The organism is Microbacterium sp. zg.Y909 (genome assembly GCF_024626565.1).
On sequence record NZ_JANJFJ010000719.1, the window covers coordinates 1 to 740 of the forward strand.

General features: G+C 68.1%; 1 protein-coding gene. It reads right to left on the reverse strand.

The window, feature by feature from the left end; translation table 11 throughout:
- Window positions 1-192: 192 nt before the first annotated feature.
- The gene (locus NQ160_RS24375; RefSeq protein WP_257517535.1) at window positions 193-738 is read right to left on the reverse strand and encodes a GNAT family N-acetyltransferase; all 546 of its coding nucleotides are present in this window, start codon (window positions 736-738) and stop codon (window positions 193-195) included.
- Between the last annotated feature and the right edge of the window lie 2 nt (window positions 739-740).

Genomic DNA, 740 nt, shown 5'->3' on the forward strand with positions numbered 1-740 from the left:
GCGGCCTCGTACTGATGGCGGCTGTGCCAGGACGGCAGCAGGTACACCAACCACAGCCCCACCACGACGGCGACGATCACGCCGCCGCCCAATACCTGCCCACCCATGCCGACCACGGTATGCGACCACGACCCTCGCACGCCGCGCATCCGTGCGCGTGTCGGACTCTCTCCTTCAACAAGAAGGTGAAGTTCAGCTCGAAAGCCGGTCCGCGGGTGGGATGGCGGCCGCATCCTGGGGCGCCGCCCCGTTGATCCACCGCCGCAGTACGCCTTCGGGCACCTCTTCGCGCACCAGCGCGAAGGTGTAGTGATCGCGCCAGTCGCCGTCGATGTGGATGAAACGCCGCCGCAGTCCCTCGTATCGGAACCCCAGCTTCTCGACCACACGCAGGCTCGCGGTGTTCTCCGGCCGGATGCAGATCTCCATGCGGTGCAGCCCCAGCTCGGTGAAGCACACATCGGTCGCCAGCGCCACCGAGGTGGGCGTGATGTTGCGGCCCGCAAACCGCTTGCTGACCCAGTAGCCGATGGTGGCCGAGGCCAGCGAGCCGCGGGCGATGCCCCATACGTTCAGCTGCCCCGCGACCTCGCCCGCGTGCTCCATGACGAAAGGCACGCCGAGCCCGTCGCGATACTGCTGCAGCAGGCGCTTGACGCCCAGCCGCATGTCGAACGACGTCGGTCCGTCAGGACTCGTCGCCTCCCAGGGCCGCAGCCAGGCGCGGTTCTCCATCAGCT